Origin of the sequence: Pararobbsia alpina (genome assembly GCF_902859895.1) — a bacterium.
In the GTDB taxonomy this organism is placed as follows: Bacteria; Pseudomonadota; Gammaproteobacteria; order Burkholderiales; family Burkholderiaceae; genus Pararobbsia; species Pararobbsia alpina.
Map to the genome: position 1 here is coordinate 1 of NZ_CADIKM010000010.1, position 26,851 is coordinate 26,851.

Sequence of the window (26,851 nt, forward strand, 5' to 3'; positions counted from 1 at the left end):
AGAGAGTAAACGCGATCCGCCGCCAGTTTACAAGCGCCGCTCTATGTCATTGAAAGTAAACACGCTTTTTCGCGACCGAGACTCGCCAGTCAAGATGTGTATAACGAGATGCCTACACCCAGGCCTTCCCGAATCTGGCGGAACAAGGCCCTCTCGTGTTCGTCATTCCTCCGGGCGCGACAGCAGGCGGCATTCTTGATTTCTGGGAGCGCCCCATCACCGACACTGGCCAGACCGGGCCGGACAAGGGCAAGGGCGGCAAGTATTTGATACTCGGGCCGAACGACCCGGACATGCACCCGGAGGGTTACTACGTATTCCGTTCGAGCACGAATAACGTCTGGTCAGGACAACGTGCGCTGGACCCGGACCCCGCCAAGGTAAAAGAGGTCATCGCAGGTTTCAATATCTACCCTTACAGTCAGCGGGACAACCCGCCCCCCGCCAGGCACGTGTCTCCCGAAGGCAAGAAGTGGATGGCCTTCCAGCCACGCGGAATGGACTATTGGCGGTTGCTGGCGAAGACGATTGACAGTGAGCCGGTGCAGGAGCGCGACCGGCTGATGATGGCGATGCTCGTGCCACTTGGCATCGAGAAAGGTAAGCCATTCCAGCCCGACGCACGCCAAACGAAGATTCTGACCCAAGCTGTCGAAGTCGGCGAACTCACGGCGCGGGCAAATGGCTACGCGAAGCGATTCCCGGGCTCAACCGTGTGGCCGGGGCATCAGTGGGAGTACTCGCTGTTCCTGAAGAACACGAATCAGGAGTTGCCTGACCGCACACAACTCGACGAGCGTGCCTCGTGGTTCTATGAAGCTGTGGGTGTTACGGACGGGATGATGGGAAAAATCGTCGGCGCTGGCCAAGTCTATCTGGAATCCCAGAAGGACAGCACCGGCGCGTGGCTCGATGGCGGCAAGCAGTATTCGCTGCATGTTCCACCGAATGCCCCGGTGGCCCAGTTCTGGTCATCCACCGTGTATGACAACGAAAGCCGCACGCTCATCGATACCGGCAGCTACCCGGGCAGATCATCGAGAGACGATATCGTCAAGAACGCTGACGGCTCTGTGGACCTGTATTTTGGTCCCGTTCCTCCGAAAGGCAAGCCTCGTTCGAACTGGATCAAGACGTTGCCTGGAAAGGGTTGGTTCACCTATTTCCGGCTGTATGGCCCGACGCAGGCATACTTCGAAAAGACGTGGGTTCTATCGGATATACAGCCATCTCATTGAGTCGGCAAACCGAAGTTCAATGACGCTCGCGGGTCAGGTGCCGCGCGGTGGGAGAAAGCACATGAAGGCCCTGGTCATCGAACATAACGGCGAGCCGTCAGAGGTAGTCCATTCGCGTGATTTGCCCGAGCCCACGCCCGGGCCAGCTGAAGTGCGCGTGAAGATGCTGCTGGCGCCCGTGAACCCGTCCGACTTGCACGTCATCCGCGGACGTTTCGCCCCTCAGCGTCAGCCCGAACTGCCCGCCTCGCCCGGGTCCGAGGGCGTCGGAATCATCGACGCCGTGGGCAGCGACGTGCCGCGCACGCGGGTCGGAGAGCGGGTCGTTTTGCTGGACGTGCCCGGAACCTGGAGAGAGCAAGTCATCAGTCCGGCCGCCCGCGCGATACCTGTACCGGCGGCGATCTCCGACGAGGACGCCGCACAGGCCCTGGTCAACCCGATGACGGCATGGGCAATGACGATGTTGGAGCACCAGCTTGGACGCGGCGACTGGCTTGTCCAGAGCGCGGCCGGCTCGACGGTCGGTCGCCTCGTGCTGCAGATCGCGAAAGCGGAGGGGTTCCGCACCGTCAACCTCGTCCGCCGTGAAGAGCAGGTCGCAGAGATCCAGGATCTTGGCGGTGACATCGTGCTATGCACCGCGGACGAAAGCTGGCCCGAGCAGCTGAAGAAAGCCACCGGCGGCAACGGCATCGTGAGCGCGATCGACTGCGTCGCCGGCCGCACCGGCGCCACGCTTGCGCGTCAACTGGCCCCGAACGGATGCCTGCTCGTCTACGGAGCCTTGTCGTCGCACCGCCAGACCGACCCGGCGGCCTTCGAGATGCCGATTTTCGCCCCGGCGCTCGTCTACTCAGGTGCCGAGGTGCGTGGCTGGTTCCTCTTCTCGTGGCTCGCACGCAAGGGGGTGAGTGAAGGCAGCCAAGCGCTGCGCGGCCTGCTCGATCGCATGGCTGCGGGCAGCTTGAAGCCGCCGGCAGCGCGCCGCTACCCCGTCGATCGCGCACTCGAAGCCTTCACGGCCGCGGAGCGCGCCGCACACGACGCCAAACCGCTGCTGACGTTCGTGGAGGTCTGAGCTTTGCCGTGTCACACCGTGGTGTATGTAAAACGCGAGCAATCCGACGAAAACCGCGAAGCGCTGCTGGCGGGGTACAAAGCCGCGTCGTACGCCTCGATGATTACGGCAATTTGTGCGTCAATTGGTACCAACGTTACGAGTTGATGGATCGTGCGATGTCGCTATTGCTGAGGGTCTAAGCAAGGGCAGAAACTGGTCGGCGATGCGACCGTTTGCATAGTCCGAAATATGATCGCCATAGCTGTAGAGAAACTTGCCGTTCATCGCAATAGGGCACACGCCGCTCTTCAAATCACATAGCACAGATGCCGGATCGTAAACCAGCAGGTCAGGATGGCGTTGTTTCACCTGCTCGATAACGGCTCGATAAGAAGTCGTCCGCGAGAGATTCTTCTGATAGCTGATCGCGCACTTGGCGCTTGCGTTGATGGCTGTGACTCCCAATGCCGCTCGCACGACGTGCAGCGCCAGCGGCTTGCGGTCCATGCAGCTGCGCGGATCCGGCAGGGTCGGATTGTCGACGACCAGCGCGACGTGTTTACCGGCACGTTGCAATGCACTGATCGCACTGTCCAGCCCATCGAGGGCCGCAGACGGATCGCGGCGAGAGTCGCCGGTCCTTTCGTACGTCTGCCCCGTCAATACACGCGCCGCGGTCACCAGCACGACCGTCCCGAGATCGGGATTTGCAATCAGCGCGTGCAAGGCCTTCTGATCAGCCATCACGCAATCCTTCGAATCGTCGCCCACGTATGAGGATGTGCGGCGCATTCCGACCATGGGAGCACAACTGGGACGGCCGATGATCGTCCAGCTTTGACCCGGTGACGATTCGCGCACCAGCCCCCAATAGAGGGCATCGGCCTTGCTGTCGCCCCATACCGCGTAGTGGGATACGGCTCGCTTGTCGGTCTCGCAGAATTGGAACAGGTGCTGATCTGCCGACGCGACACCGCAGCTCGCTTTGACAAACTCATGCCCGGCGCCAAGCTTCGCGGTATTCACATCCGCGTTCGGACTATAGCCTTTGCGGAAATCAAGCCCGTCTCGCATATAGGTCATTTGACCCAGATAAGCGACGACAAGCATGGCAAGGCAGGGCACGAGCACTTTGGCAATGCGTGACGGACCGAACCGAACCGGCCGTTCCACCACGATCGTGGTGAGCCAGGCGAGCCCGACACTGATCGCGACAATTCCCCTGCGCACGAATGCGGGCGAATTGCCTCCTGCGATGATCGTTGCATAGGTCAGCAAGACCCAATGCCACAGATACAGCGGATAGCTGATCTTGCCGAGCCCAACCGCAACCGGATGCGCAAGTACGCGTTGGTTGACCCAGCCCTCGATACCGGCGCCGATCAGCAGGCACGCGCCCAATACCGGCAACAACGCCCACCAGCCTGGGAAAGCAAGCTGGGAATTGAACCCGATGAAAGAGCCGATGCACAATGCAAACCCGAGCGTCGACAACACATTTTGATATTGCGGCGCGAGCAAGATCCGAAAACCTCTTCGGTCTTGCAGTTGTGGCAAGTGCGCGAACAGCGCACCGGCGAGGAGTTCCCACACGCGGCTGCCAGGCAGAAAAAACGCCGCCGCCGCATGGTGCGGAATCAGCAGAACATTCAAAACGAATGAAAGGATGGCGACGCCGACGATCGTGATCAGCACGCGACCGCGCTTGAACGCAAAGGCAAGCAGGAGCGGCCAGAAGACATAATATTGCTCCTCGACGCTCAGTGACCACAAATGCAATAACGGCTTGGTGTCGGCTGCCTGGTCGAAATAACCCGCCTCGCCCCAGAGTACCCAGTTTGATACGAAGCCAACGCCGGCAATGATATGTTTGCCAAGCTGCTTGAATTCGCCGTTGAACAGGCAGAACCAGCCGAGCACGTAAGTCGTAGTGAGTACGAGAGCCAAGGCCGGGAAGATTCGCCGCACGCGGCGCGCGTAAAACGTCGCAATGCTATATCGACCTGCCTGTAGGTCGGTGCACAGAATCCGAGTGATCAGATAGCCTGAAATCACGAAGAACAGATCGACCCCGACAAATCCGCCCGGCAAAAGACGCGGGAACGCATGAAAGAGCACGACCGCCGCGACGGCAACGGCTCGCAAGCCATCGATATCAGGCCGATACCGCGGACGACCTGTTTCAGTCGCCTCGATGGGCGACATGTTCTTTTGACTCATTTTCATTGTGCAGGCCTGCCCTGCTTGCATGTGAACTTTCCGGCCTACCGAGCCGACTGCGCAAGCGGACCTCGTGGACCCCAGGGAGAGCGACTCAGACGCGCTCCCGCTACTTCGCCATTTCGAAGCTGCAGTACCAGCAATTACTCGTTGACGCAGCTTCTAGTCAGCCACGACAAGGGCGGCAAGGTAGGCGTTTGCAAAGTAGATGTTTTCCGGTTTCGCCCTGGTCATCCAACACGATCGAGGGCGCCCAATGCGCTCGTCTTACGCACGCATTAGTCCTCAGTTAACGGCAGGCAGATAAAAGTCTGAAGCGCAGTGACAGCTCTTGATGCGCTGACTTGAGAGAGTGGAAAACAGGACGTGGCCCTCACCTTCCGCCAACACGGTCGAGAGCTGCTGCGCATTATAGAAGGCAAACTCGAATCAGCACAGTCGTTCGAAACGGACGGCGAGCGCATCGTTCGTATCCATGTGCAGCGCAACCCTGAAAAGCTCGCAGGCTTCTCGAACTCAGCAATCCGCTGAAAAAGAGCACAATCGAAGAATCGATCCGTAATCTCGTGTCGATCCGGGCGTCGCAACTCAATGGCTGTGGATTTTGTCTGGACATGCACGTGAAGGAAGCGCGTATTCATGGCGAGCGCGAACTGCGCATCCATCACCTTGCGGCGTGGCGCGAGTCGACGCTCTTCGCGCCGCGCGAACGCGAGCTCTCGGACTTGACGTTCGAAGTGATGGTCATCAACGGATGGAACCGCGCGAACGTCGCGTTCAAGACGGCGCCGGGTTCGTCCGATAAGGCATCCGGTTTCGAAAAGGCGAGCCTCGTCTGAGCGGACGGGTTTCGCTGTTTCTTCAGTGTCGGCCCGCACGGACGGGCCGCGTCACTCAGGAGGACACTACCATGCATCGTTTGAAAAATAGCGCTCTGGCCTTGCTCGTCGTGGTGGGCTCGTCGATGGGCGTGGCTCACGCCGCGGCGCCCGCCGCAATCGTCGCGTCATTGATGACGCAGCCGCTTGACGACTATCCGGGCAAGGAAGTTCAGTTGATTACCGTCGAGTATCCTCCGGGTGCCGTGGACCCCGTCCATCGGCATCATGCGCATGCTTTTGTCTACGTACTGGAAGGATCGATCGTCATGCAGGTCAAGGGCGGCAAGGAAGCAACGTTGACGCCCGGGCAGACATTCTATGAGGGTCCTAACGATATTCACACGGTAGGACACAATGCAAGCCAGACGCAGCCGGCCAAGTTCATCGTGCTGCTGCTGAAGGACAAGGGCGCGCCCATTCTCGTTCCTGAGAAGTAACCGCATCTGCACGCCGCTCTTCCGCCTTGAAAAAAACGGCGGACCCTGTCACAAATGGTAGCGCGAATACGTCTAGTCGCCATGGACTCCACGACACGCGCTTCCATGCCTTTTTGCGCTTTGCTGCCAGTCCGAAACCGAGGCTGGGAATGACGTCCAACTTATTGTGGTGGAGCGGCGAAAATGACTAAGAAATTTGGAGCGACATCGACGACGGACGACGTGCTCTCAGGCGTCGATCTTCACGGCAAGCGAATTCTCGTAACGGGTGTTTCCGCGGGACTAGGCGTGGAGACGGCACGGGCGCTCGCAGCGCACGGGGCGAGCGTTATCGGCGCAGCCAGGAACCTTGAAAAAGCGAAGGAGGCGATTGATGAAGCGCGGCGCGATTCGGCCGCGGCAGGCGGCCGCATCGACCTGATTTCACTCGATCTAACCAGCCTCGAGAGCGTCCGGGCTTGCGCTGACAAGCTGCAAGAGGAAGGCAAACCCCTTGACGTCATCATTGCGAATGCGGGCGTGATGGCGACTCCCTTTGGCAAAACAGTAGACGGATTCGAGACGCAGTTCGGCACCAATCATCTGGGGCATTTTGTGCTCGTGAATCGGGTGGCCTCGCTGATCCCGTCTGGCGGTCGAGTAATCGCACTGGCGTCGTCGGGGCATCGCTTCGCGAACGTGGACCTCGACGACCCCGGCTTTGAGCGTACGCCTTACGAACCGTTCGTTGCCTATGGGCGCGCCAAGACGGCAAATATTCTTTTTGCGCTTGCTTTCGATCAGCGACATCGGGCACGCGGCGTGCGGGCAGCCGCAGTTCATCCCGGAGGGATTCAAACAGAACTCGCGCGTCACATGGAAGAGAGCCAAATGGCGGCGTTTCTGGAAGGAATCAACAATCAGCTTGCGTCGGAGGGAAAAGGACCGTTCCAGTTCAAGACCGTCCCGCAGGGGGCGGCAACTTCGGTATGGGCCGCAGTGGTGGCGTCAGCCGAAGACATTGGAGGTCGATATTGTGAGAACTGCCATGTGAGCGAGATCGTTGCCGACGATGTTGTCATTACACCCGTCAGCGAAGGCGTTCGACGCTATGCGCTTGACCCTGCAAGCGCTGATGCGCTCTGGCGCAAGAGTGAAGAGATGGTTGGGGAATCGTTCTGACACTGTACTTCGAGCGCTGTCGTATCGCTCCGACAAAGTACCTTGTATTGATTCCCTCGCGCCTCTAAGCGGGAATGCGGAAGTCATTTTGTCGGAGAAGCCGGGGGCTTTCGACATCCTTCGGGCATTGTGGTCACGCCTGAAGTACACATATCCCTGCCCTCATACGGCTTCGCGCAGCGCACACAAGGTCCGGACGATTTCATCGACGCAGGTGGACGGATTGGTCATTCCTCGACCCTCTTCGCGTGCTCGAAGCCGTGCCGCATGGGCATATGCCCGGTCGAGATGCGGCATGGTCGCCTCAAATGTGCCACCGCGGCCTTTTTTATAGTCGCGGATGTGGTCGCGAAGCAGGCGAACGACATCGTCGCGATGAATATGGCCCTCGTTGGCCTGGAAGTGAAGCAGGAGCCACAATTCGAAACACGGATTGGAAGGTATAGCGGTGAAAGCAATTGGCTCTCCGAGATCGTTCCGGTGCCGCTGGTGGAGCGCCTGCGAGGCGTGTAGTGCGTTGACGTAACTTTGATGATCGTCTCGGTCAATCACACAGAATACTTGCTCCCATTCAGACGTTTCGAGGCATCGGTCGCGGGCATATCCGACTACCTGTTGCGGACTGGTTCCATACGGGCTGTGACACACTTGGATATGTGCGGAGCTCAGGCCATAAAATCTTCGAATCTCTTCGAAGTATTTCACCTCCGTTTTTTCTCCTTCAGTGACCACGAGAATCCGGTCGTATGTCGGGCGTTTCGGATTCTTCCGCTCAAGCTGTCTGGCTTGCCGTTGTCGCGGATGGTTGTCACGTCCCAAGAGGTTTTTCTCCGGGCACAAAATCCGAGGTCAGGGGCAACGCACCATATCGCCCTTGCAAGTATCCGCGCTCCAACGCCTCGTGCTTGCGTGGACTGAAATCTGTTAGCGGCACGAGTACGCTTGCATGCTCACGATTCTTCTCCATGAACCAAACTTGATCGCGTCGGAAGATATTGGCATCGAGCAGTGACGTGTCATGGGTCGTAAAGATCAATTGCGCCGCAGTGCTACTTCCCGCCGGCCGATGGAACAGTTCAACGAGAAAGCGAACGATATACGAATGCAGACTGCTGTCGAGTTCGTCGACGACGATCACGCGCGCGGCGTTGAGCGCTTCGATCAGCGGGGCGGCGAAGGCAAAAAGTCTCTGCGTCCCTGCGGATTCCTCTTCCATCTGAAATGCGGCCTCTCCCCCTGGTCCCTTGTGGAGGAAGACTGGGAAATTCACCTCCGCCTCGGAGACCGCGTGCCGGGGCTCGCCGTCAGATACTTCGAACCTGAGCATATGTTGCTTGCGCTTGTGCACCGAGACATCGAAGATTCCGACATCGGCGGCGCCGAGGAACGCAAGCAGGGCTGGTTTCTCGACGGCACTACTGGCCCACGAGGTCGATTGTTCGAAAGGCGGCTGGCTTCCCGCGCCGAATACCACCAGACGCTCGACGATCCAGTCGTAGACCGGTCGGAGGCTCTCGCTATTGAGCTGGATAGCCGTCGATAGAAAAAGGGCATTGCGCCGAGTTGCCTGCTGCCAAACCTTGCGCGTCCCGACAAACGAAGACCCGAAGTGATAGACATCCGCTTCGGTCTTCTTGTCGAACTTTCGCTCGAACCAGACCTGGGGCTTTGAGGCCTTGTACACGAGCAGCCATTCTTCATGGATGCCATCAGGTAACAGCGCGAACCCGTACTGGTAACGGATGCCCTGGAGCAGAAACGTGAATTCAAACTCGGAGGGCTGGGCCGACGTTTTCGCATCAAGCTTGAACGGCGCCTGGTTAAGTGGCTGTCCAGGCATCAATGAAGCCGATGTCCTGACGGCGATCTGCGCAAACTGCATCGCCATGATCAGCGCGGACTTTCCGCTCGCATTCGGTCCGTAGATCACCGCGCTGCGCACAAGCGTCGGGAGCGACGTTATCCCGGTCTCGACGGTGTTGGCGTCTCTTTTTTCTTTGTCTTTGCTCGCGGTCATGCTGAGGCACAGATCGTCCCTGATCGACCGGAAGTTTCGGACCCGAAACTCGACAAGCATATATCACCCCCTGAATTACTCATGATTTTGCACAAAAAACGCGAAAACTCAATCTATTTTTAGTTATCGACCGGTTGAGCGCCATGGGATCACAGCTCGCCGACATCGTGATGCCAGTGTTGCATCGGTATGTTGCTTCGCCGATCACGCGCGGAAAATGCGAACGCCGCTGCCGGTCACCGGCTCGGGCGTCGCTCAGACAACCGATTGGAAAGCGGCTTCTTCCCTGATTCGAAGATGACGCACTCGCCTTGATTCGATCTTTTTGTGATCGACTGCCGATAACAAGACAGCGATTATCAAGCGGGGCGACGAAACCTAAGATGCTCCCAGGTTTGGGTACAACCCGAATCGTTTCGCGACCGTGCCGTTGGCACACTAGAGAAAGGAGCATCGCAATGCATATCCGCACGAGCGGCACGAGGATTCACGTCAGGGACCAGGGGGAAGGCGAACTGGCACTGGTGTTTCTTCACTATTGGGGCGGATCGTCCCGCACATGGGACGGCGTTGTCGCGGAGCTATCGAGCCAGTACCGGACCATCGCCACCGACCATCGTGGATGGGGTGATTCGGACGCGCCCGTGCACGGCTACACGATTGCCGATCTCGCGAACGATGCACAGGATGTCATCGAGGCACTGAGTCTGCGGCGCTACGTTGTAGTCGGTCACTCAATGGGTGGGAAAACAGCGCAATTGCTCGCGACGCGCCGACCGAACGGACTGGAGGGTGTCGTGCTGGTCGCACCGTCACCGCCTTCTCCGATGGTCCTGCCCGACGAGCAGCGCGCAGCGATGGCTAAAGCCTACGATTCGCGCGAGTCCATCGAGTGGGTGCTGGACAACGTACTCACAGCGAACGCGCTTGAACCACACTATCGTGAGCAGGTCGTCATCGATAGTCTGCGCGGCGCGCCGCAAGCCAAGGGTGCGTGGCCCAATGCCGCCATGCTGGAAGACATCACGGGCGACGTCGGGTCCATCAATGTGCCCGTCATGGTGATTGCAGGCGAACTGGACCAAGTCGATCGCGTAGAGACATTGCACAAGGAACTGCTACCCCGGATTGCAAGTGCTCGCCTGTGCGTGTTGCCGGACACCGGACATCTTTCGCCGCTAGAGGCTCCTTCTGCACTAGCGACAACTATCCGGCAGTTTGTCGGCGAACTGGAATCGGCACGATCACTAGTAAGCCCGACACGCCGGGCGACGATGGGATACGGAAGCTCAATCTCCAACCCGCTAGGGATCAGTCAAGCCCCCGACGTTGCTACCCAGTAGCATCCGTGCGTGTTACCGCCTCGGGGCCTATGAGCGCGCGCCCGGACTCGCCGTGGGTCGAGGCGTGCGTACCTTGCGTTGTGGCGGGATGTGATCCCACGGTGGCTCGTCGCCAAAGGCAGCGACCAGATAGTCGAGTAAGTGGCGCACTTTGAGAGGCATATGACGTGCGCTCGGATAGACCGCCTGGATCGCCAGTTCCGACGTGTGATACTCCGGCAGCAGCTCGACGAGCTTCCCACGCGCGATCTGTTCTCCAAAAACGAATGTCGGCCCATAGACGATACCGGCTCCGGCGAGCGCTGCTGCAAGCAACATCTGGGTATTGTTGGCTGCCATCCGGCATGGACCACTGACAACGTGCGCACGCTGTTTCGCATCGACAAGCGTCCAGTCTCCGACGGACACGGCTTCACTAAACGTGAGCCGCGGTGCCTGCCGCAGGTCGTCCACGCTACGCGGCGTGCCGTGGCGCCTGAGGTAGTCTGGAGATGCGCAAATGACCATTCGACACGATGCGAGCCGGCGAGCGACCAGCCCTGAATCGGGCAAACGCCCTATCCGGACGGCCAGGTCTACGCCGGCTTCGAGCAGGTCGACGTAGCGGTCGCTCAACGACACTTCAATGTTGACGTGCGGGCGCTTGTGTCGCTTGATCAGCGCGTGGAGATCGTCGTTCGTCCCGCGCGCCTCGCGCATTGTGCTGGTATCACCGTGGCAGCCTGAAACTGACCAGTCGAGCAATGCCGACAATTCACCCCATGAAACTTTCGTCGGCGCATTATGATTGCCGTTTCGACACGAAAAACTGACGCGTCATGAATGACAACGCTCCTCATTTTTTGCAACCCACCTTGGTCGGTGAGACAGTCGAACTCCAGCCCCTTCACCAGAATCATGCCTCCGCTCTGCTAGACGCCGCGGCGGACGGTCAGTTGTGGAACATGAAGGTGACTGTCGTTCCGGGACCGGAGACCGTCGACAAGTACATCGCTTTCGCATTGGAAGGGCGGCAGCTCGGGACTATGATGCCATTCGTGATCGTCAGGCGCGATACCGGCTTGCTCGTTGGCAGCACGCGTTTCTGGAAAATCGACCGTGCGAATAGAAAGCTGGAAATCGGGCACACGTGGTTGAGTCAGTCAGTCCAACGCTCGGGTGTTAACACTGAAGCGAAGTACCTTCTATTGGTTCATGCATTCGAGATCATGCAGTCTGTCCGGGTGCAGTTCACTACAGACGAACTCAACGAAAAATCGAGAGAAGCGATTCTGCGCATCGGAGCAAAGCAAGAAGGAATTGTTCGACACGAGCGCATCATGCCGGATGGCAGGAAACGCAACTCCATACGTTTCAGCATCATCGATTCCGAGTGGCCGGACGTGAAGGCAATGCTGCAAGAGAAAATCGCCCGCCCCTCTCTGCGCTGACCGTAAGTGGACGCCAAGATTTCCCTGTGAACGCCCGCTATTTGGGAAGACTCATGCCCTCGCCCGGCTCGCAAAGCTGAATGCAAGTACGAGTCCGTAGACAGCGGCCAGCACGGCGACGACCAGCCTTCACGGCTGGCTCATACAGCCCCAAAACTGCGATATTCCTCTTCCGCTCGTCTATAACTATCCGAATACGCAGCTACGCGCCCCGATTTGGTGGAGGATCGATCGATATGGCAAACGGCAACTGCGACGTCGTCATCGTTGGTGGCGGGTTGGGTGGAGCGGCACTCGGTCGCGCATTGGCGATTCACGGGATCCGCGTGCTGATCGTCGAGCGCGAGACATCGTTCAAGGATCGCGTTCGCGGCGAGGGCATGCTGCCGTGGGGCGTGGTCGAGGCGCGCGCACTCTGTATCGATGGGCTGCTGTTCGAGAGCGGAGCGCGTGAAATCCGATGGTGGAAGCGTTATCTCGGGTCGGTGGCGCGCGATGGCCGCGACCTGATGGCCACTACGCCGGGGCGTTGCGGTTGCCTCAACTTCTACCATCCTTCTATGCAAAGCACGCTGCTTGACGCCGCCGAGGCGGCAGGTGCCGAGGTACGTCGCGGTACGGCGGTCGTCGCGGTGGAGCCGGGGAATGCGCCGATCGTGACCTTGCGCTCGGATAAGCGCGACGAGCGCGTGTCGGCCCGCCTGGTCGTCGGCGCGGATGGTCGCCGCTCGATCGTGCGCAGCGTGGCGGGCTTTGTCTCGAATCAGGATCCGGCGCGGCTCGTGATTGCTGGCGTGCTACATGAAGGTCTCGCCGCGCCGGACGACGCGGTCCAGTATTTTCAGAATCCGCCGCTCGGGCAGGGGGCGTTGCTCTTTCCGCTCGGCAAGCAGCGGTTTCGGTCGTATTTTGTGTCCAGCACCTCGCAGCGGGCGCGGCCGATCAGCGGCAGCCAGCATGTCGGCGTCTTCATCGATGCGTGTGTCGAGACCGGCATGCCCCGCGATTGGTATGCCGGCGCCAGTGTGGCTGGGCCGCTCGCCGCGTTTCCCGGCGCCAGTTGGGTCGATCATCCGTATCGTGAAGGCGTCGTGCTCGTCGGGGATGCGGCCGCAACCAGCGACCCATCATGGTGCGGACTCGCGCTGACGTTGCGCGATGTCCGGGTGCTGCGCGACTGCCTGCTCGCGACCGACGACTGGCATGCCGCGGCACATGCGTACGCGCAACAGCACGACAAGTACTACGGCGCTCTGCATCGCGTCGAAGACTGGCTCACCCGGCTGATGTACGAAACCGGCCCCATCGCCGACGAGCGACGCGCGCACGCAATGCCTCATCTCGCGAAGGAGCCAAGCCGTGCGCCGGATCTGCAAGGGCTCGGACCGGAGACGCCAAGCGACGACGAGGCGCGCCGCCGCTTCTTTGCTGAGGATGTCGGTTCGACCGCGATTTTGACGCGACCTTAACGGCAATTTGTATAACCTTACAGCAGGCAATTGAAATCGGCGGCGCCATGACACACCCCATGATCAGCCTTCGTGCTCTCCTCAAACCGGGTAAGAATCCGATACAGCACCGGTCACGTCCTGTGACCAACCGCAACGTGATGATGCACGTCACCCTCGACGCGCAACACGCCACCCCACTCCGTCAGGCTCTGACCCGCGATTGCTCCGGTCAGCCGTGGACGATTCGCCTCGCACCGCTGCCTGGAACGGAGCGCATGCGGCTTTCGCTCTACCTGCCCAAGGACGCGGTGAGCGGGGCGATCGAGCGGGTCGCGCATCTGGCTCCGACTGCCGAAGTGGGGCAACTGTTTGAAGTCCCAGACACCCCTACCGACGCCTGGCGGGATTTGATGAACCCTGCGTCCCCTCCGGTTACCGACACGACCGCTCAACCGGGCAAATTGGCGGCTCGAAAGGACAGTATTGCGCAACTGCTCTCGCAGGATCATGTCCTGCTCGGTCTCGAAGTCGACAACCGTGAGTCACTCTTCGTGCAGCTCGGCGACTTCTGCGAACAACGCTTCGGGCTGTCGGCGGCGGCCGTGACCGCGGGTCTTAAAGCGCGCGAAGCGTTGGGCTCGACCGGGCTGGGCCAAGGGGTCGCCGTTCCACATGGCCAAATCAGGGGTGTGCGTCGGGCCATGGCGTTGTATGTTCGTCCGGCGACTCCCCTTCCCTTTGATGCGCCCGACGGAAGTCCTGTGACCGATATGGTCGTGCTTTTGGTCCCGGAATGGGCCAACAGCACGCACCTGCATCTGCTAGCTGACGTAGCGCAACACTTCTGCGACCACAACTTCCGGGAGCAGCTCCATGCCTGTGCCGATGCACGGGCCGTGTGCGAGTTGTTTGCCGGCTACGACGTATCGTAGGCCGCACGGGATGGTCCAAAGACATCGCCTACAGGCGCTATGCCACGGATATCAACGGCGGCACTTCGAGCATAAAGGCGCGCTACCCGCGCATGCGTCGAGTAGGTGGCTTCGTGGATTCGGTCCCGTCGTCGAGTCCTTCGAGATAGCCCTCTCGCTTCAAGAGGTCCGATAGGCTGTCATCCTCCATCGCATACACGCCGCGTGCCGCACGCCAGACGAGTCCCTTTTCCTGTAGAGCGGTGAGGGCTTGCTGCACGTTGGCCGATGAGAGTTCACTGTCGCTCGGAAAGTCCGTGAGTGCGGTTCGATATTTTTCGAGCGTCCGCGATTCAAACGGTGCGTAGCCTTTTCCCGTCGCGGCAAGGACGCGGAGAACAGCAGACTGAATCGGCGTAAGGCTGTGAAAGACGTCCAACAGGTCATCGTTGGCTTGCGCAATCTGCCCCTCTACGACTTCAGCGAACCGACGCTCTACGTCTTCAAGCTTGAGCGATAAATCGAAACGAAGCTGATCTGCGGCCGATCCGAGAATCTCGGGCCGGTTGCCGGCCTGCCTGAAAAGCGGGGCGACCAGCTCCACGGTCAATTTGGCCGGGAGATCGGTCGTGTTATCGCAGAACCACTTCACGTAGTCTTCGCCTAGCGGCGGGAAGTCGATGAGAGGTGCCCCGAAAAACGCTTGGTCCTTGCTTGCGCGCAACATAGCGAGTTTGTCGCGGTTCGACCCGGTACAGACCACGCGCAGGCCGAAATGAGCGGCATTGAGGTCGTCCCGCGCCGCCTTGAGTGAGAACATCGCGTCATTGCCCTGCTGCGTCGTGATTGCCTGCTGCGCTTCATCGATGATCAGAACAATCGGGCCTTTGGCCTCGTCCGAAAGCGCGGCGAGCGCCTGGACGAGCGATACATCCCGACCTAGCCCAATCCGATCCAGCGAAAAGTCGACGCCGCCCAGCTTCGCGCCCGCAATCCCGATGCTCTTTGCAAGTCTCGTCAACGTGAACTCGCTTTTCGCCAGTTCAGCGCGGATAGCTGCGACAATAACCTCCCCAGCGTCGGCCTTTCGATCCGCCCACAGGTCGACGTAGATCACCCGTGCACCCTGGCTTTCGAGGGCAGGCGCAAAATCTGCCCGCATGAAGGTGGTTTTGCCTGTTCGCCGGGGCGCAGCCAGGAAAAGCCCCGAGGACGACGCGGACGTTGGCGAGACGTGCAAAACCTGCTTCGCCAGGCGTGTCGCAAGCTCCGTTCGGTTGAAAATCTGTCCGCCTTCGAAACCTTGAGTGCTGGTAGCCATTGACGCCTCCGTACCATTGCGCTGTGAGTTTATGGCTAATTATAGGCAATTATAGTTGTTTATAGATGCCTATCCTTTCCGGTTCGTTAGCTGGCTTGCCAGCCTCCCGCGCACACCCATGGCGAGCACCCACGAACCGTACACAACGCGTTCTGGAGTTTTTCCCGACCGCCACCGCAACTCGTTCGCCGCCCATCGCCGGCGAATCGAAAAAACGCAAATAAGAAAAAAGCCCGAGTGCCAATGGCACACGGGCTTCAATCAACAATATTGAGACTTAGGAGGGTCTAGAACGGAATATCGTCGTCCATTTCATCAAACCCACCACCCGCCGGCGCGCTCGATCGACCACCGCCGCCCGCAGCACCGCCACCGCCTGCACCGCCGCCCGATCCACCACGGCTGCCACCCGATGCCGCACGAGCGCCACCACCCGACGAACGCGCTTCCGACGGTTCGCGATAGCTACCTTCATCGCCACCACCGCCGCCACCGCCCGCACCACCCCGCCCACCGAGCATCTGCATCTGCTCGCCGACAATCTCAGTCGAATACCGTTCCTGACCAGCCTGATCAGTCCACTTGCGCGTGCGAATGCGGCCCTCAACATAAACCGACGACCCCTTCTTCAGGTACTCGCCCGCCACCTCCGCCAGCCGGCCAAAGAACGCGACCCGGTGCCACTCGGTCAGTTCCTTCATATCGCCGCTCGCCTTGTCCTTGAACCGATCCGTTGTCGCGAGCCGGATATTGGTCACGGCATCGCCGCTCGGCAGATAGCGCGTTTCCGGATCGGCGCCCAGATTGCCGACAAGTATCACTTTATTGACGGATGCCATGATTTCTCCTCTGAATACTTAAAACTATATCGATGCGCGCTGCCGCCCAAGTCGACCAAACGACCGGCCCCGGAACGGTCCGTCACGAACGCGGCCGTCACGCGTGATTCACGCGCGCGTCCACACCACGAGTCGCCAAGGACGTCATTCTACGCACGCTGCGAGTCCGCAAGAAACCAGAGTTTCTGTGCCAGTCTTAGTGCTTTGTACTTGCCGCCTCGGCCCGCGCGCGCTGCGGGGGCCGAGCCATGGTGGCCGCCACGATCAGCCATGCAAATACGAACACGGAGCAGACAGTGAACACCGAGCTTGCGCTCACATGGGCAAGCAGCCACCCACCACCCGCGCCGCCCACGGCATAACCCAAAGACTGCGTCGTGTTGTACACCCCCATCGCCGCCCCCTTGCGCTCACCCGGCGCGAGCTTCGAGACGAGCGAAGGCTGCGAAGCCTCGAGCACGTTGAAACCCAAAAAGTAGATCAGCAAGAAGATCGCGACCGTCCAGATGGTATGCGGCATCGTCGCAAGCAGGATCTGCCCGGCGAGCAGCAAGGCGATCGCCGCGAGCATCACGGGTTTCATGCGTCCATGTTTCTCGGCCACGATGATCGCCGGCACCATCAGCACGAACGACAGGCCCATCACCGGCAGATAAAGCACCCAGTGATGCACGACCGGCAAGCCCGCCTCGACGAGCGCACGCGGAATCACGACAAACAAGGCGATCTGGGTCGCATGCAACACGAACACGCCGAAGTTCAGGCGCAGCAGTTCGGGGTTGTGAAGCACGGTCCGGAACGGCGCCTTGTGGTGAACCGGTTTCACACCCGGATCGGGCACCACCCAAAACACCACCGCGATCGCTGCGACGGCCAGCACGGCGATCAGCAGGAAAATGCCTTTCATCCCGATCCAGCCGAACAAGGGCGCAGCCGCCACGATGGCGACCGCATACGAGATGCCAATGAACCCGCCAACCATCGCCATCGCCTTGGTGCGATTCGCCTCGGCAGTCAGGTCGGCGACAAACGCGATCACGGCGGAGGACACCGCGCCGAGTCCCTGCACGGCACGTCCGAGAATCAACCCGTTCATATCGTGCGCGAGCGCGGCGATCACGCTGCCGAGCGCAAAAATCGCCAGGCCGGTGGCGATCACGGGCTTGCGGCCCAGACGATCCGATAGCCAACCGTAAGGAATATAGAACAGGGCCTGAACAAAGCCGTAGATGCCGATCGCCAACCCGACGGTGGCCGCGTTCTCTCCGCCCGGCACGGTGCGTGCGTAAATCGTAAACACCGGGATGATCATGAACAGGCCCAGCATGCGCAGCCCGATCACGGCCGCCAACGACATGCTCGAACGGAGTTCCTTGGGGCTCATCCGCGATGCGGCCGGGGGGGTGAAAGTGGTCTGCGACATGGGAATAGCTAGGCGAATGGCAAGGGAGAGGCGGTCTGGGTGGACCGATCGGCCCGCCGCAAAAGTGGTTATAGTAGCAGGTTTGGCCCCCCCTACTTTCGGCAGGTTCATGGAACAAATCCGGATCCGTGGCGCACGTACCCACAATCTGAAGAACGTCAATCTCGACTTGCCGCGGCACCAGCTCGTCGTGATTACAGGCCTGTCGGGATCGGGAAAATCGTCGCTTGCGTTCGATACCTTGTACGCGGAGGGCCAGCGCCGCTACGTCGAAAGTCTCTCGGCCTACGCGCGCCAGTTCCTCCAATTGATGGAAAAACCGGACGTCGATCTCATCGAAGGCCTCTCGCCAGCGATTTCGATCGAACAGAAGGCAACCTCGCACAATCCGCGCTCGACGGTCGGCACGGTCACGGAAATCCACGACTATCTGCGGCTGCTCTACGCGCGTGTCGGCACTCCGCATTGCCCAGACCACCACATCCCGCTGCAGGCGCAAAGCGTCTCCCAGATGGTCGATGCGGTGCTCGCGCTGCCCGAGGACACGCGCCTGATGATTCTCGCGCCGGTCGTCGCGAACCGCAAAGGCGAGCATCTCGAACTGTTCGAGGCGATGCAGGCGCAGGGGTTCATCCGCTTCCGGATTCGTTCGGGCGGCGGGACGACGAATGAAGGCGAGGCAAAAGTCTACGACGTCGACACCCTCCCCAAGCTCAAGAAGAACGACAAGCACACGATCGATGTGGTCATCGACCGCCTCAAGGTCCGCGCGGACATAAAGCAGCGGCTCGCCGAGTCGTTCGAAACGGCGCTGCGCCTCGCCGACGGCCGCGCGATCGGGCTCGAAATGGACAGCGAGCGCGAACACCTGTTCAGCTCGAAGTTCGCCTGTCCGATCTGCTCCTACTCGCTGCAGGAACTCGAGCCGCGACTGTTCTCGTTCAACAATCCGATGGGCGCCTGCCCTGATTGCGACGGGCTTGGCCAGATCACGTTCTTCGATCCGAAACGGGTCGTCGCGCATCCGTCGCTATCGCTCGCCTCGGGTGCGGTCAAAGGCTGGGACCGCCGCAACCAGTTCTACTTCCAGATGCTCCAGGGCCTCGCGGCGTTCTACGAATTCGACATCGATACGCCGTTCGAAGACCTTCCGCCCGCGACACGCAAGGTCATCCTGCACGGTTCGGGCAAGCAGGCGATCCCGTTCACCTATATGAACGAGCGCGGACGACCGCAGGTTCGCGACCATGCCTTCGAAGGGATCATCCCGAATCTCGAGCGCCGCTATCGCGAAACGGATTCGGCCGCGGTCCGCGAGGAGCTCGCGAAGTACCAGAACAACCAGGCTTGCCCCGCATGTGAAGGCACGCGCCTGCGCACCGAGGCGCGCCACGTGAAGCTCGGCGACGGTGAAAACGCCCGGCCGATCTACGAGGTCAGCAATATGCCGATGCGCGACGCGCTCGGCTATTTCCTGACTTTGCGTCTTGAAGGCTCCAAGCATGAGATCGCCGACAAGGTGGTCAAGGAGATCACCGCACGGCTGAGCTTCCTGAACAATGTCGGGCTCGACTACCTGTCGCTCGACCGCAGTGCCGACACGCTCTCGGGCGGCGAGGCGCAACGCATCCGGCTCGCCTCGCAGATCGGTTCGGGCCTCACGGGTGTCATGTATGTGCTCGACGAGCCGTCAATCGGGCTGCACCAGCGCGACAACGACCGGCTGATCAAGACGCTCAAGCATCTGCGCGATCTCGGCAACTCGGTGATCGTCGTCGAACACGACGAAGACATGATCATGGCCTCGGACCACGTGGTCGACATGGGCCCCGGCGCCGGCGAGCATGGCGGGATCGTGGTCGCGGAAGGCACGCCCGCGCAGATCAAAGACAATCCCGCCTCGATGACGGGCCAGTACCTGTCGGGCGTGCGCTCGATCGCCCTGCCGGCAAAACGCAATGCGCCCGGCGAACGGCGGCTCTCGATCGTCGAAGCCTATGGGAACAATCTCAAGCACGTGACGCTCGACCTGCCGGTCGGACTGCTCACCTGCGTGACGGGCGTCTCGGGCTCGGGCAAGTCGACGCTGATCAACGACACGCTCTATCACGCGGTCGCGCACCACCTCTACGGCTCGGCGGCTGAGCCCGCCCCCTACGAGTCGATCGACGGTCTCGAGCATTTCGACAAGGTCATCAACGTCGACCAGTCGCCGATCGGCCGCACGCCGCGGTCAAACCCGGCGACCTATACGGGTCTGTTCACGCCGATTCGCGAACTCTATGCGGGCGTGCCGTCGGCCAAGGAACGCGGCTATGAGGCGGGACGCTTCTCGTTCAACGTCAAGGGCGGCCGCTGCGAGGCCTGCCAGGGTGACGGCGTGCTCAAGGTCGAGATGCATTTCCTGCCGGACGTCTATGTGCCCTGCGACGTATGCCATGGCAAGCGCTACAACCGCGAGACGCTCGAAATCCTCTACAAGGGCAAGAACATCAGTGAAGTGCTGGACCTCACGGTCGAGCAGGCTCACGAGTTTTTTCGGCCGGTGCCGGTCATCGCGCGCAAGCTCAAGACGCTGCTCGAGGTCGGGCTCGGCTATATCCGGCTGGGCCAGTCGGCGACGACCTTGTCGGGCGGCGAGGCGCAGCGTGTCAAACTGTCGCTGGAACTGTCCAAGCGCGACACCGGCCGCACGCTCTATATACTCGACGAGCCGACCACCGGCCTGCATTTCCACGATATCGCGCTGCTGCTCGAAGTGATTCACCGGTTACGCGATCAGGGCAATACGGTCGTCATCATCGAGCATAATCTCGATGTGATCAAAACGGCGGACTGGGTGATCGATCTCGGGCCGGAAGGTGGCGCGGGCGGCGGCCAGATCATCGCCCAAGGCACCCCCGAGCAAATAGCAGCGGCGAAGGCAAGTTTTACAGGGCACTATCTCACCCCGCTGCTCGAACGCAACGTGCAGGCGGCGCTCGGCAAGGTTTGAGCGCGGCGCGGCGCTTGCTGGAGGAGCGTCCAGGCAGGGCATGCCGCCGTGCTTGTCAACCAGGCTAACGAAGGAGAACATGCAAGGAAGTTCACCAGAGGAGCGTATCGACCGGCTCGATAGACCGGGCATTGCGCTCATCCGGGCGCGTGGCACACGAGCATGGAGCAAGTCAGGCCCGCTCGTTGCGAGCAGAAAGAGTGACGGAAACGTCGACAGAACGGCACGACACGGCAATCCGTGCTGCCATTCGATTGAAATCAGGATGCCTTCCAGAGCATCCACGGAGGTTACGCGATGTCACGTCAGGCGCCAAATGTCCGCAAAGACAAGCTCGAGCGACCCGCATCGCGGGATACCGGGGCGCAAGACACTGTGCGCCCCGAATTGAGCGCGGAGCGGCGCATGCCCGCACGGGCGCTTCGCACGTTCATTCAGGAGCCCCTGCTGTTCACGAAGATCGAGATCGCGAGTTTTCTACTGGCCGGTGTCGCACTGGTCGCGATCATGCAGCTTCACCTTCTCTCGGGCGTCCTCTCCGGCCTGCTCGTGTTCCAGTTGATCAACCTGACGGCGCCGCTACTGGCCAAGCGGCTTTCGAGCAAGCGCTCGCTCTGGTTTTCGGTCGTGCTGCTGTCGGCGGCCATCATCGGACTCCTGGCCGCGGCGATTCTCGGCACGATCGAGCATATCGAGCGCGCGGTCCCGCATGCGCAGGCGCTGGTCCAGCAGCTTACGGGCATTCTCGACGATGCGCGCAACCGGCTGCCCGAATGGGCGCAGGTCTATATGCCGACCGACAACGCCGATATACGTGACAAGGTGTTCAACTACGCGCGCACCCACATAGTCGATTTGCAGCAGGGCGGCATGAGCGTCGCACGGACTTTCACGCATATCCTGATCGGCATGATCCTCGGAGCGATGGTCGCGATCAGCGTCGCGTCCAATCACGCGCATAAACTGCCGCTGACGGTCGCGCTGGTCTCGCGTGCCTCGCGCTTTGCCGATGCGTTCCGGCGCATCGTTTTCGCGCAGGTGAAGATTTCCTTCATCAACACCGTGTTCACCGGCATCTATCTGGCCGTCGCCTTGCCGCTCTTCCACGTGGGCCTGCCGCTCACCAAGACGCTGGTGCTGCTGTCATTCGTGGTCGGCCTGCTGCCGGTGATCGGCAACTTGATCTCGAATACGGCCATCTTCGTCATCTCGCTGTCGGTCAGCTTGCCCATCGCGATTGCATCGCTGGTGTTTCTCGTGCTGATTCACAAGCTCGAATACTTTCTGAACGCACGGATCATCGGCGGCGAAATCGAGGCAAAGGCATGGGAGCTCCTGCTCGCCATGCTCGTGATGGAAGCGACCTTCGGGCTGTCGGGCGTCGTCGCGGCGCCGATCTTCTATGCGTACATCAAGCGCGAACTGATCATCGCGCGGCTGGTGTGAAGGGCTGCAGCTTCAGGCTCATTGTCTGAAGCTGCCTGCCCCCTGCTTGCCGCCTTGCCTACTTGAACACCACTGTCTTGTGCCCGTTGAGCACGACGCGGTGTTCGACGTGCCACTTGACCGCCCGTGCGAGTGTGACGCACTCGACATCGCGGCCGATCGCGCTCAGTTGATCCGGATCCATGCCGTGATCGACGCGCTCGACTTCCTGCTCGATGATCGGGCCTTCGTCGAGAGCGCCCGTCACATAGTGAGCGGTCGCACCGATCAGCTTCACGCCGCGGTCGAACGCCTGGTAGTAGGGCTTGGCACCCTTGAAGCTCGGCAGGAACGAATGGTGGATATTGATCGCGCGCCCTTCGAGCCGCCGGCAAAGCGCGGGCGACAGGATCTGCATATAGCGCGCGAGCACCACGAGATCGATCTGCTGTTCGTCGAGGATTTCGACGATGCGCGCCTCCTGCGCGGCCTTGGCTGTGTCACTCGCACCGGCAGCGAGCGGCAGATGGTGGAACGGCACGTTGTAGCTGGCCGCGAGCTGATAGAAATCCTTGTGGTTCGAAACGATCGCGGAGATCTCGATCGGCAACTGGTCAGTCCGATAGCGGAACAGCAGGTCGTTCAGGCAATGGCCGATCTTTGACACCATGATCAGCACGCGCGGCTTGACGCCCGCATCGTGCAATTCCCAGCGCATCCCGAAGGTATCGGCGAGCACGCCGAAGTCTCCGCGCAGCTTCTCCTCGCCCGGATCGCCACCGATCTGCTGGAAGTGCACGCGCATGAAGAACTCGCCCGTATAGCGGTCGCCGAACTGGGCCGAGTCGATGATGTTCGCGCCACGCTCGAACAGGAAGCCGGATACCGAATGAACGATGCCCGGCCGGTCCGCGCACGACAGTGTCAGGATGAAGCTGTGCTCGGTGGTCATGCCCTGAATTCCTTTTATTGCTCTGTGTGAAATTGCCCGAGAGATTACCTGAAGGATCGTGCGAGGGGCGATTGGGGCACTGTCCGAAACCCTGTCCATGCCCTGCCCGAAGTACCCGAAGTACCCGAAGAAGTGCCCCGAAGCACTACCCAAGCACTACCCAAAGCACTGCCCAAAGCACTGCCCAAGCACTACCCGAAGCACGGCCCGAAGGATTCCCCGAACGACGACCTCCGAGCTTACCGAAGTAACTGCTCGCCGGCCTCCATGAGCGGAAACGTCGCCAGCCCCGCCAATTCCGCGCGTGTGCCGGCGTCGAGCGCTTCATGCCGGTCCATCCAGTCGAGCGCGGCGAGACTCGCGTCGACCGTCATCCGTGCGTCGGCGATCCACTCCCGCACCTGCGCGATTCCGGCAAGCCGGTGATCGGCCACTTCGCCATCCTGGTTCCGCGGCACGAAGTCCGCATCGAGGTCGAGGTCGAAAATAAACAGCTGCTCGGCCTGCGTCCCCTCCTCGATTTCCTGCAGCACGTGGAGCGTGCCGCCGCGAACGGCCCGCCTGGCCAGGTCTTCGGGGAGGCCGGATTCCTCCCAGCATTCCTTGTACAACGTCTGCTCGACGCCATACCCCCATCCGATGCCGCCGCCGACCAGATTGTCGAGCATGCCTGGATCGGTTGCCTTGCTCAGGCTGCGGCGCGCGATCCACATTTGCGGCGCCTGTGCGTCGGCCAACCGCACGATACCGTTCAGGTGCGCGGCGAAGGTCTGGGTGCCGAAGAATCGAGAAGCCGCGCGTTCGATGAACGCGAGTGGCGGATCGTCGAAGCGGTTGCGCACTGCATAGATCTCGTTGCGCCAACCCGTGATCCGGCCGCGCGCGGCGAGCGCATCGATCACGCCGCCGAGCGCGCGGCTGCGTGCGTCGACGCTCGTCAGCGCGCGTGAGAGCTCGACGCCTCGCGGGCCAATATGGAATACCGACTCCGAACCCGCGAGCAAGGGCAGATCGGTACGGCGAATCCAGCCGACCTGTGTCTCGCCGATCAGAAACGGCAGATGCCGGCTCGGCTCGAAACGGCGCGCGGCCGTCAGGCAAGGAAAGCGCATCAGTCCCCCTCGAACTCGCAGATCGTGAACACCGGCAGGCCGCTGGCCCGCAGGCGCTGCGCACCACCGAGGTCGGGCAAGTCGATCAGCGCCGCGGCCTCGATCACCTTGGCGCCGAGCCGTTCGAGCAGGGCCTTGCCGGCGAGCATCGTGCCGCCGGTTGCAATCAGGTCGTCGATCAACACGATCCGGTCGCCCGCGTCGCAGGCATCCGCATGGATCTCGACGGTCGCACTGCCGTATTCGAGGTCGTACGACTCGTGCACGGTCTTCCAGGGCAATTTGCCTGCCTTGCGGATCGGTACGAAACCGACGTTGAGTTCATAGGCGACGATCGGGCCAATCAGGAAGCCGCGTGCATCGAGGCCCGCGACATAGTCGAGCCTGGCATCGAAATAGCGGTCGACGAAGATGTCGACCAGCGTGCGCAAGCCCCTCGCGCTCTTGAGGACCGGCGTGATGTCGCGAAACTGAACGCCGGGCTCGGGCCAGTCCGGCACGGTACGGACAAGGCTGCGCACATAATCGCGCGCATCGCTGCGCTGCGTCGGCAATTCCGACATGGTGACTCCATTTGTAAAAGATCAGGCGGTGTTCGGCTGGCTGCGCCGGTTTACCGACAATAGTTGTTCAGCTTTCGAAAGCGCGTCGGGCAAACCGCGCAATACGAGGATATCGTCCGCGCGCAGGCGCGTACTCGGGTCCGGTTCGACACCCCGGATGCCGTGGCGGCGAATCGCCGTCACGCTCACCCCGAGCGAATCGAGCTCGAGGTCGCCGAGCGTGCGGCCGACTGCGTCGGCATTGCCGGGCAGCGATACCGATTGCAGACGCACGCCTTCGTGATCGTAGTCGTCTTCCTCGTCGTCGGCACCGTGAAAATAGCCGCGCAGCAGACTGTAACGCGCATCGCGCATTTCCTCGACCCGTCGCAGCACGCGCCGCATCGGCACGCCGACGAGCACGAGTGTATGCGAGGCGAGCATCAGGCTGCCCTCGACGATCTCGGGAATGACCTCGGTCGCGCCCGCGGCGATCAGTTTATCCATATCGGCGTCGTCAACGGTGCGCACGATCACCGGCAGCGCCGGCACGAGCTCGTGGACGTGATGCAGCACTTTGAGCGACGACGGCGTCTCCGCATAGGTAATCGCGATCGCGGCCGCGCGATGCAGCCCGGCCGCGATCAGCGCCTCGCGCCGCGCCGCATCGCCATACACGACTGATTCGCCGGCCGACGCGGCAGCGCTCACTCGATCCGGATCGAGGTCGAGCGCCACATAGGCCAGCCCTTCCTGTTCGAGCATGCGCGCGAGGTTCTGGCCGCTGCGGCCGTATCCGCAGATGATCACATGGCCGCTGGTCTTGATCGTCTGCGTCGCAATCTTCGTCATCTGCAGCGACTGCCGCAACCATTCGGTCGAGGACAATCGCATCACGATGCGGTCGGCATTCTGGATCATGAACGGCGCCACGAGCATCGAGAGAAGCATGGCCGCGAGGACCTCGTTGAGCAATTCAGGCGGCACGAGCGGATTGCCCGAGATCACGTTGAGTATCACGAAGCCGAATTCACCCGCCTGCGCGAGGCCGATGCCCGTACGCATCGCGACGCCCGGCGACGCGCCGAACAGCCGCGCGAGGCCGGTGATGAGCAGGGCCTTCGCGAGGGTCGGCGCGATGAAGAAGAGGAGGACCATCCACGGATGCGCGACCAGGATCGAGGGATTCAGCAACATCCCCGTCGTAATGAAGAACAGCCCGAGCAGCACATCGCGGAACGGCTTGATGTCGTCCTCGACCTGATGGCGATAAGGCGTCTCGGCGATCAGGATCCCCGCGATGAACGCGCCGAGCGCCATCGACAGCCCGAGCTCCGCCGTGACGAAGGCAATGCCGAGCGTCACGAGCAGCAGGTTCAACATGAAGAGTTCCTGCGAACGGCGCCGCACGACGAGATTGAACCACGGCGTCATGAGCCGCTGGCCGACCCAAAGCAGCAGCGCGAGCGCACCGACGATCTTGACGGCTGCGAGCATCAGCGATTCCGCCAACTGGCTGGGATCGCCGCCGAGGGCCTCGAGCAGGATCAGCAGCGGGACCACCGCGAGGTCCTGGAACAGCAGCACGCCCATGATGTTGCGGCCGTGCGCGGAATCGATTTCGAGCCGCTCGGCCAGCAGCTTGGTGACGATCGCCGTCGACGACATCGCCATCGCGCCGCCCAGGGCAAGGCTCGCCTCCCAGCGGAACGGCATGAAGAAATTGAGCAGCAAGCCCGCGCCCATCGCGATCAGGATGGACAGCACCACCTGAGCGAGGCCGAGCCCAAACACGATCTGGCGCATCGCGCGCAGCTTGGCGAAGGAAAACTCAAGCCCGATCGAGAACATCAGGAACACGACACCGAACTCGGCGAGATACTGGACGTGTGGCGCATCCGTTGCGACACCGAATGCATGCGGACCGATCAGGATGCCCACCACGAGATAGCCGAGTATCGGCGGCAGGTTCAGACTGCGGAATACCACGACCCCCACGACTGCGGCAGCCAAAAGCAAGAGGGTCAATTCCAGCGGTGAAGTCATCCGGGCTACGTCTCCAGGTTGCATCGAAGGGCCGGAACCGCCTG

The 26,851-nt window shown here is 61.1% G+C and carries 20 protein-coding genes and 5 pseudogenes; 14 read left to right on the plus strand and 11 right to left on the minus strand.

The features are described 5' to 3' along the window. Window positions 1–125: 125 nt before the first annotated feature. From HV670_RS31860 to HV670_RS12650, 3 genes and pseudogenes are all read left to right on the plus strand, one after another. Window positions 126–404, plus strand: a pseudogene (locus HV670_RS31860) (DUF1254 domain-containing protein); the annotation flags it as partial. Between the two features lie 48 nt (window positions 405–452). After that, a complete protein-coding gene (locus HV670_RS32025) occupies window positions 453–1,238 on the plus strand; it encodes a DUF1214 domain-containing protein (protein ID WP_343054425.1) in 786 nt (261 codons plus the stop codon). 61 nt (window positions 1,239–1,299) lie between these two features. Further along, window positions 1,300–2,319: a zinc-dependent alcohol dehydrogenase family protein gene (locus HV670_RS12650; RefSeq protein ID WP_175105138.1), complete on the plus strand. Its 1,020-nt coding sequence runs from the start codon at window positions 1,300–1,302 to the stop codon at window positions 2,317–2,319. Between the two features lie 120 nt (window positions 2,320–2,439). On the opposite strand, the gene HV670_RS12655 is transcribed toward HV670_RS12650, so the two are convergent. Then, on the minus strand, window positions 2,440–4,527 hold the full coding sequence (locus HV670_RS12655; protein ID WP_246257316.1) for an acyltransferase family protein: 2,088 nt from the start codon (window positions 4,525–4,527) through the stop codon (window positions 2,440–2,442). A 393-nt stretch (window positions 4,528–4,920) separates the two neighbouring features. Here HV670_RS12655 and HV670_RS12660 point away from each other — a divergent pair. From HV670_RS12660 to HV670_RS12675, 4 genes and pseudogenes are all read left to right on the plus strand, one after another. Beyond that, window positions 4,921–5,052, plus strand: a pseudogene (locus tag HV670_RS12660) (RNA polymerase subunit sigma-24); the annotation flags it as partial. Then, window positions 5,022–5,360 (plus strand): annotated as a pseudogene (locus HV670_RS12665) (carboxymuconolactone decarboxylase family protein); the annotation flags it as partial. The pseudogenes HV670_RS12660 and HV670_RS12665, both read left to right, overlap by 31 nt. A gap of 71 nt (window positions 5,361–5,431) precedes the next feature. Continuing rightward, window positions 5,432–5,839 carry a cupin domain-containing protein gene (locus tag HV670_RS12670; protein ID WP_175105139.1) on the plus strand — a complete coding sequence of 136 codons (408 nt, stop codon included), beginning with the start codon at window positions 5,432–5,434 and terminating at the stop codon, window positions 5,837–5,839. A 183-nt stretch (window positions 5,840–6,022) separates the two neighbouring features. Then, window positions 6,023–7,000 carry an SDR family NAD(P)-dependent oxidoreductase gene (locus HV670_RS12675; RefSeq protein WP_175105140.1) on the plus strand — a complete coding sequence of 326 codons (978 nt, stop codon included), beginning with the start codon at window positions 6,023–6,025 and terminating at the stop codon, window positions 6,998–7,000. Between the two features lie 162 nt (window positions 7,001–7,162). On the opposite strand, the gene HV670_RS12680 is transcribed toward HV670_RS12675, so the two are convergent. Then, window positions 7,163–7,819 carry an RloB family protein gene (locus HV670_RS12680; protein WP_175105141.1) on the minus strand — a complete coding sequence of 219 codons (657 nt, stop codon included), beginning with the start codon at window positions 7,817–7,819 and terminating at the stop codon, window positions 7,163–7,165. Further along, window positions 7,809–9,017 carry an AAA family ATPase gene (locus tag HV670_RS12685; protein WP_246257318.1) on the minus strand — a complete coding sequence of 403 codons (1,209 nt, stop codon included), beginning with the start codon at window positions 9,015–9,017 and terminating at the stop codon, window positions 7,809–7,811. The genes HV670_RS12680 and HV670_RS12685 overlap by 11 nt, the downstream gene beginning before the upstream one ends. 458 nt (window positions 9,018–9,475) lie before the next feature. On the opposite strand from HV670_RS12685, the gene HV670_RS12690 reads away from it, so the two are divergent. After that, the gene (locus HV670_RS12690) at window positions 9,476–10,360 is read left to right on the plus strand and encodes an alpha/beta fold hydrolase (protein WP_175105143.1); all 885 of its coding nucleotides are present in this window, start codon (window positions 9,476–9,478) and stop codon (window positions 10,358–10,360) included. A gap of 27 nt (window positions 10,361–10,387) precedes the next feature. Here the strand turns inward: HV670_RS12690 and HV670_RS12695 are convergent. Further along, a pseudogene (locus tag HV670_RS12695) lies at window positions 10,388–10,999 on the minus strand (substrate binding domain-containing protein); the annotation flags it as partial. Here HV670_RS12695 and HV670_RS30980 point away from each other — a divergent pair. From HV670_RS30980 to HV670_RS12710, 4 genes and pseudogenes are all read left to right on the plus strand, one after another. Continuing rightward, window positions 10,994–11,086: pseudogene (locus HV670_RS30980) on the plus strand (XRE family transcriptional regulator); the annotation flags it as partial. The pseudogenes HV670_RS12695 and HV670_RS30980 overlap by 6 nt on opposite strands. A 92-nt stretch (window positions 11,087–11,178) precedes the next feature. Next, window positions 11,179–11,790: a GNAT family N-acetyltransferase gene (locus HV670_RS12700; protein WP_175105144.1), complete on the plus strand. Its 612-nt coding sequence runs from the start codon at window positions 11,179–11,181 to the stop codon at window positions 11,788–11,790. Window positions 11,791–12,026: 236 nt separating this feature from the next. Beyond that, entirely contained in the window at window positions 12,027–13,259 is a 1,233-nt protein-coding gene (locus HV670_RS12705) for an FAD-dependent oxidoreductase (RefSeq protein ID WP_175105145.1), read from the plus strand. Between the two features lie 59 nt (window positions 13,260–13,318). Continuing rightward, the gene (locus HV670_RS12710; protein ID WP_246257320.1) at window positions 13,319–14,173 is read left to right on the plus strand and encodes a PTS sugar transporter subunit IIA; all 855 of its coding nucleotides are present in this window, start codon (window positions 13,319–13,321) and stop codon (window positions 14,171–14,173) included. A gap of 82 nt (window positions 14,174–14,255) precedes the next feature. On the opposite strand, the gene HV670_RS12715 is transcribed toward HV670_RS12710, so the two are convergent. The 3 genes from HV670_RS12715 to HV670_RS12725 form a co-directional block, all read right to left on the minus strand. Beyond that, on the minus strand, window positions 14,256–15,473 hold the full coding sequence (locus HV670_RS12715; protein WP_175105147.1) for an ATP-binding protein: 1,218 nt from the start codon (window positions 15,471–15,473) through the stop codon (window positions 14,256–14,258). A 287-nt stretch (window positions 15,474–15,760) separates the two neighbouring features. After that, window positions 15,761–16,312: a single-stranded DNA-binding protein gene (ssb, locus tag HV670_RS12720; RefSeq protein ID WP_175105148.1), complete on the minus strand. Its 552-nt coding sequence runs from the start codon at window positions 16,310–16,312 to the stop codon at window positions 15,761–15,763. A 196-nt stretch (window positions 16,313–16,508) separates the two neighbouring features. Then, window positions 16,509–17,696 (minus strand): MFS transporter, encoded by a 1,188-nt coding sequence (locus HV670_RS12725; protein ID WP_175105283.1) that lies wholly within the window; start codon window positions 17,694–17,696, stop codon window positions 16,509–16,511. A gap of 148 nt (window positions 17,697–17,844) precedes the next feature. Here HV670_RS12725 and uvrA point away from each other — a divergent pair, with 148 nt between their 5' ends. Together uvrA and HV670_RS12735 are read left to right on the plus strand one after the other, a co-directional pair. Continuing rightward, window positions 17,845–20,730 (plus strand): excinuclease ABC subunit UvrA, encoded by a 2,886-nt coding sequence (gene uvrA / locus HV670_RS12730; protein WP_175105149.1) that lies wholly within the window; start codon window positions 17,845–17,847, stop codon window positions 20,728–20,730. 405 nt (window positions 20,731–21,135) lie between these two features. Further along, on the plus strand, window positions 21,136–22,176 hold the full coding sequence (locus tag HV670_RS12735; RefSeq protein ID WP_175105150.1) for an AI-2E family transporter: 1,041 nt from the start codon (window positions 21,136–21,138) through the stop codon (window positions 22,174–22,176). 58 nt (window positions 22,177–22,234) lie between these two features. Here HV670_RS12735 and purU read toward each other — a convergent pair whose 3' ends face one another. The 4 genes from purU to HV670_RS12755 form a co-directional block, all read right to left on the minus strand. Then, window positions 22,235–23,107, minus strand: coding sequence for a formyltetrahydrofolate deformylase (gene purU / locus HV670_RS12740; RefSeq protein ID WP_175105151.1), 873 nt, complete (start codon window positions 23,105–23,107; stop codon window positions 22,235–22,237). Window positions 23,108–23,346: 239 nt separating this feature from the next. Beyond that, a complete protein-coding gene (locus tag HV670_RS12745) occupies window positions 23,347–24,219 on the minus strand; it encodes an NUDIX hydrolase (protein WP_175105152.1) in 873 nt (290 codons plus the stop codon). Then, window positions 24,219–24,782, minus strand: a complete 564-nt coding sequence (locus tag HV670_RS12750; protein ID WP_175105153.1) for an adenine phosphoribosyltransferase — start codon at window positions 24,780–24,782, stop codon at window positions 24,219–24,221. Before HV670_RS12750 ends, HV670_RS12745 begins: the two co-directional genes overlap by 1 nt. A gap of 21 nt (window positions 24,783–24,803) precedes the next feature. After that, the gene (locus HV670_RS12755; protein ID WP_175105154.1) at window positions 24,804–26,807 is read right to left on the minus strand and encodes a monovalent cation:proton antiporter family protein; all 2,004 of its coding nucleotides are present in this window, start codon (window positions 26,805–26,807) and stop codon (window positions 24,804–24,806) included. Between the last annotated feature and the right edge of the window lie 44 nt (window positions 26,808–26,851).